At 68.5% G+C, this 5,484-nt stretch carries 6 protein-coding genes; 4 read left to right on the forward strand and 2 right to left on the reverse strand.

All coding sequences use genetic code 11. The annotated features are described in order from the left end of the window. Nucleotides 1-269: 269 nt before the first annotated feature. Both AC1VAN_RS09685 and AC1VAN_RS09690 read right to left on the reverse strand, forming a co-directional pair. Entirely contained in the window at nt 270-761 is a 492-nt protein-coding gene (locus AC1VAN_RS09685) for a methylated-DNA--[protein]-cysteine S-methyltransferase (protein ID WP_025877732.1), read from the reverse strand. Beyond that, on the reverse strand, nt 758-2,236 hold the full coding sequence (locus AC1VAN_RS09690) for a DNA-3-methyladenine glycosylase 2 family protein (RefSeq protein ID WP_478013605.1): 1,479 nt from the start codon (nt 2,234-2,236) through the stop codon (nt 758-760). The genes AC1VAN_RS09685 and AC1VAN_RS09690 overlap by 4 nt, the downstream gene beginning before the upstream one ends. A gap of 461 nt (nt 2,237-2,697) precedes the next feature. Here AC1VAN_RS09690 and AC1VAN_RS09695 point away from each other — a divergent pair, with 461 nt between their 5' ends. The 4 genes from AC1VAN_RS09695 to AC1VAN_RS09710 all read left to right on the forward strand — a co-directional run. Beyond that, nucleotides 2,698-3,861 (forward strand): COG3904 family protein, encoded by a 1,164-nt coding sequence (locus AC1VAN_RS09695; RefSeq protein WP_032975753.1) that lies wholly within the window; start codon nt 2,698-2,700, stop codon nt 3,859-3,861. Nucleotides 3,862-3,919: 58 nt separating this feature from the next. Next, a complete protein-coding gene (locus tag AC1VAN_RS09700; RefSeq protein WP_032975755.1) occupies nt 3,920-4,465 on the forward strand; it encodes a DUF4019 domain-containing protein in 546 nt (181 codons plus the stop codon). 12 nt (nt 4,466-4,477) lie between these two features. Next, nucleotides 4,478-4,867 (forward strand): MAPEG family protein, encoded by a 390-nt coding sequence (locus AC1VAN_RS09705; RefSeq protein ID WP_088100440.1) that lies wholly within the window; start codon nt 4,478-4,480, stop codon nt 4,865-4,867. Nucleotides 4,868-4,947: 80 nt separating this feature from the next. Continuing rightward, on the forward strand, nt 4,948-5,484 hold a 537-nt coding region (locus AC1VAN_RS09710; protein ID WP_480985712.1), incomplete at its 3' end, for an FAD-dependent monooxygenase.

Consider the following 5,484-nt stretch of genomic DNA (forward strand, 5'->3'; position numbering starts at 1 on the left):
CTCAAGGCGGATCGATCCCCGCCTGAGCGCACCAGAGGGCGTTGCTCCTGAGGCTGCCGGCCAGCGGCCGGCACTACCGTGCCCGTTTACCGGAAGGGCTGGCGCTCCTCCAGCAACACAGTTGCTACAAGGACGTACTTGCGGCGTCCCCGCAACCCGACACCGCCCCGACCACCCTCGGATAGACCGCTTTGGACGTTGATGTTGACGTTGACGTTGATGTTGCTCTGGCTTGTAGCGGGTGCAGGGCGCAGCCCTGCCTCCAACCCTCATGCAAACAGCGGTGCCTGTCGCTGCTCCAGCCGCAACAACGCCGCTTTGGTTTCCAGGCCGCCACCGAAACCGGTCAACGTACCGTTGCTGCCGATCACGCGATGGCACGGCAGCACGATCGGCAACGGATTGCGGCCATTGGCCGCGCCGACCGCACGGGTCGCCGTCGGCTGACCCAGCTGCTGCGCCAGCTGCAGGTAGCTCCAGGTCTGGCCGAAGGGAATCAACGCCAGCGCATGCCAGACGCGCAGCTGGAACGGCGTGCCATGCGGTGCCAGCGCCAGGTCGAAACCGCTGCGCTCACCGTGCAGGTACTGCAGCAACTGTTCGCGCGCCTCCGGCAATGCGCCAGGCGCGTAATGCCAGTGCTCGCGGCCGCGCGCAGGATGGCGGTTTTCCGGGAACAGAACGTGGGCCAGGCCATTCTCATCCCCGGCGATGGTCAGTTCACCGATCGGTGTATCGAAGCGATCGAACAAGAGGTTCATGAGGGTTCTCCAACGAAAGTGCCGGACAGGTGCCACAGATGCAGCACGGCATAGGCGCGCCATGGTCGCCATGATTGCGAACGGGCCTCGGTGGCGCGTTCGCTGAGGCGCTGGCCCTGCGCGTGGCCCAGCACCTGCTGCAGCACCAGGTCACCGGCGGGGAAGGCATCAGGCTGGCCGAGCCCGCGCAGGGCAATGTACTGCGCCGTCCACGGGCCGATGCCGGGCAGGGCCACGCAGCGGGCGACGAATTCCTCCAGTGCCTGCCCCGGCCCGAAGTCCAGCTGGCCGCTGGCGCAGGCTGCGGCGAGGGCGCGCACGGTGGCGGCGCGGCTGCGTGGCAGGCCGATCGATTCCAGCGGCGCGTCGGCCAGTACGTCCGGCGCTGGAAACTGACGGTCGAATTCGGACGGCATGCCGGGCAGGTGCGCACCGTAGGCATCGACCAGCCGGCGCGCGAACGTGGTGGCCGCGGCCACGCTGACCTGCTGGCCCAGTACCGCGCGCACGCCCACCTCGAAGCCGTCCCATCCGCCTGGCACGCGCAGGCCGGGGCGCTCGGCGATGCCGCGCGCCAACAGCGGTTCATCGCCCAGCGCTGCGTGCACCTGCTGCAGGTCGGCGTCCAGGTCGAACACACGGCGCACGCGGCGCACGATGTCCGGAATCAGGCGTGGGTCGACCGCGCCCAGTTGCAGGCGCAGCTCGGGCCGCTTCGGGTCGGCGGTGACGCGCAGCAGGGCGGGGCGCTCGGCTGTGCTCAACACGCGCTGGTAACTGTCTTCACCGATCAGTTCGATGCCGGGCAGGCTGCGCTTGCGCAGGAAGGCCAGCATGCGGGGGAAATCCAGCGGCGGTCGATAGCCCAGGCGCAGCACCAGCCCGCCATCGTCGGCGGCCAGGGGATGGTGTTGGCGGCGAAGTACGGTGGGCGCCATGCCGCAGCCCTGCAGGAATGCCGTATTGAAGCGGCGCAGGCTGTTGTAACCAGCGGCCAGTGCCACGTCGGTCACCGGCAGCGTGGTTTCGGTCAGCAGCTGCTTGGCCAGCAGCAGGCGATGGGTTGCGTGGATCTGCCCTGGCGTTGCGCCCAGCCGTTCGACGAACAGGCGTTGCAGCTGGCGTGCGCTGAGGCCGATCTTTCCTGCCAGCTCGGCCACCGGCTGGTCCTGCAGGAAGCCGGCATGGATCAGCGCCAGGGCCCGCTGCACGGCCTGTCCGGCCAGCGCCTGTTGTGCCAGCGGGGCCAGCTCGGGGCGGCAGCGCAGGCAGGGGCGATAGCCGGCGGACGCAGCGGCCGCAGCCGTGGGGAAATAGGTGATGTTGCGCGGCTTCGGTGGTGGCGCCGGGCACACCGGCCGGCAGTAGATGCCGGTGCTGCGCACGGCGGTGAAGAATACGCCGTCGAAGCGTGCATCACGGGCCAGGCGAGCGCGATCGCAGGCGGCAGTGTCGAGGGCGAGTGCGGTATCCATGGCGCCAGTCTAGGCGCCTGCGGGCGGTAGTACTCGCCATATTCGGACATGGATGCTGGAGGGGCCTGGCCGGGCTGCGCCCGGCACCCGCAAAGGCAACGGCAACGGCAACGGCAACAGCGGGCTAGCCGTGGGATGGCGGGGTGGGTCCGGTTGCAGGGGACGCTGCAAGTACGTCCCTGTAAGCTTGGCCGCGGCATCCATGCCGCGGACACCCCTGCAACCGGATCCACCCCGCCTTCGACAGATTTCCGCGAACTGTCGAGATGGCATGGCCTGCTCTTGGTGGGTGTCGACCTTGGTCGACATGTAGATCCACGCCATGCGTGGATGGGAAGGGGGAAGACACTGGAATGGGAAATGACGGTACGTGAGGGTCAGAACAGGTTCAGTGGCGGGCGCTGAATGCGCGCCATGGACGGGTAGACTGTGGTTCTTGCCTGTCTGAATCCGGTTGCCCGATGTCCGCCAAACTCCGCTGGTTGCCCCTGTTATTCCTGGCCCTGGCGGGCTGCAGCCAGTTGGAGAACCCCGGCAACGTCACCGCTGCCGACAAGGCCACGCGGGCCCCGGCCAGCGATGGCGAAAACATGGTGTCGATCAATGCCGCCGATGCGCCGCCCCCGCCGGCACAGGCGCGCAGCCGGGCTGATCGGCCCTGGCCGCAGGCGCAGCTGGAAAACGGCAAGGCCTGGGTCAGCTGCACCACCGATTACGCTGGCGACGGCGGCGATGGCATTGAACTGGAAGGCCTGCAGCGCGAACAGTTGAAGCAGGCGCTGGCGCCGTGCGCCGAGCGTGGCCTGCTGCGCGTGCGCTACAACGGCAAGATCAACCCCGGGTTTGCCGAGATGATGTGGCGGCTGGCCGTGGTCGCCGACGAGCTGCAGATCCACAAGCGCATCCTGGATCTGGATTCCAGCGGTGGCCAGGTGGAATCGGCCATCGTTGCCGGCGACAGCATCGGCGAATCCGGCTGGACCATCTGGGTGCGCGAGGGCTCGATCTGCCACAGCGCCTGCGTGTTCGTGCTGGCTGCCGGCGACAACCGCCTGTTGACCGGCAAGGTCGGCATCCACCGCATGATGCGCATCAGTTCCAAGGCCACTTCGCGCGCAGAGCTCAACCGCGAACTGCACGAGGTCTATGACAACGTGAAGGATTATCTGCAGCGCAATGGTGTGGCGGTGGGTGTGGCCGACCTGATGATGACCGTGCCCAACCGCAGCCTGCGCCTGCTGACTGCCGAAGAGCTTCGCCAGTACGGCCTGGACGGGACCAACGCCGTGCAGGACGACCTGGAGCGGATCAAGCAGATGCGTACCTGCGGCGACGACTTCGTGCAGCGCAAGGATGCGTTCCTGGTGGCGTTCGACCAGCAGTGCAAGCGCGACGGTGCCGACATGGAATCGATCAACAGCTGTGGCCAGTCGCTGAAGCAGCGCTTCGGCTTCCCCGACCCGGTGTGCCCGGAGGAAAGCCCGCTGTCGGAGATCGACGTGGCTACGCTGCCACCGGCACCGCCGGAGCAGCCGCCGGTGGCCGAGCAGCTGCCCGCGGCATCGGCGGCACCGGCGGCGCAGGCCGAGGCGGGCGCGGTGGAAGGCAGCGTCCAGGCGCGCTGACGGTCCACTCACTGCGCTGGCGTAGACTGCGGTTCTTTCCATCGAACCGGCGGTGTCCATGAAGCGCGTGCTCCTGCTGCTGTCCCTGTTGCCCCTGGCTGCACTGGCGCAAACGCCGGCGCCGGCCACGCCCGCACCGGCCCCGGCTCGCCCCGCGCCGAGCGCACCGACGGCCGCGAAGCCGGCCACTGCTGCCGCGCCGGCGTTGAGCCCGGCCCAGCAGGCGCAGGTGCAGAAACAGGACGCGGAAATGGGCAGTGCCGCATTGAAGGCCGCGCAACTGGTCGACGCCAATCGGGCCGGTGAGCTGTGGGACGGCGCCTCGGCGGTTGCCCGCCGCGCAGTGCCCAAGGCGGCCTTCGTCAGCCAGCTTGCGGCAGACCGCACGCGTCTTGGCGCGCTGGCCGGGCGTGGCCAGCCGACCATCACCCGCGTGAAATACGCTGCAGGTGCTGCGGTGCCCGAAGGCCTGTACATCAACGTCAGCTTCCCGACCCGYTTCGCCAACAGCGCGCAGCCGGTACGCGAGCTGGTGTCGTTCCGCTTCGACGAAGACCAGACCTGGCGCTTGGCCGGCTACAGCCTGCGCGCATCCAGCCCCTGACGGAGATCGACGATGGCCACCGAACTGACGATGCTGGCGTGGGCGATGCTGCTGGGTTTCGTCTACATCTTTGCCGCCTCCACCGTGGTCACCCGCGAGCGCGGGATGAAATGGAACGCTTCTGCACGAGACGACTCGTCCAAGCCGCTGAGTCCACTGGCTGGACGACTGCAGCGGGCGCAATCCAACTTCTTCGAGACCTTCCCGTTCTTCGCCGCCGCTGCGATTGCGGTGATGCTGGCCGGGCGTGGCAGCGACACCACCGCGCTGGCGGCGCAGGTCTACTTCTGGGCACGTGTTGTCTACCTGCCGCTGTACGCAGCCGGCGTGCCCTATGTGCGCAGCCTGGTCTGGCTGGTGTCGATCGTGGCGATCCTGGCGATGGTGTTCGCGCTGCTGTGACGCGCAGCTGATCCAGATCAAGGCCGGTCAGGCACGCAGCGCTATGCTGGCCGCGACTGGATCAACGGCAGGAGGCGCGCATGCGCAGGATGGACGTGGTGGTGGTCGGCGCCGGACCGGCCGGGCTGTGCTTTGCGCGCGCGCTGGCCAGCACTGGCCTGCAGGTGGGGCTGGTCGAGGCACAGCCGCGCCAGGCCCTGGCCGAGGCGGCCTTCGACGGCCGCGAAATCGCCCTGACCCATGCCTCGCGGCAAAGCCTGGAACAGCTTGGCCTGTGGCAGCGCCTGCCCGAAGCCGAGGTTGCCGAACTGCGCGACGCGCGGGTGCTGAACGGAGGTTCGCCCTTCGCGCTGACCTTCGCCAGCAGCCAGGTCGATGGCCAGCCGCTGGGCTGGCTGGTGCCCAACCATCTGATCCGCCGCGCGGCCTGGCAGGCGGTGCAGGGCCAGGACGGGCTGGAATTGTTTGATGGCCGCAAGGTGCAGGCGGTACGCGCCGACAGCCAGGGCCACGTGGTGCGCCTGGACGATGGCAGCGAGCTGCATGCGCGGCTGCTGGTATGTGCCGACAGTCGCTTCTCCGGCACCCGCCGCATGCTCGGCATCGGTGCGCAGATG

It is taken from the genome of Stenotrophomonas sp. 05L44_2 (assembly GCF_056665995.1).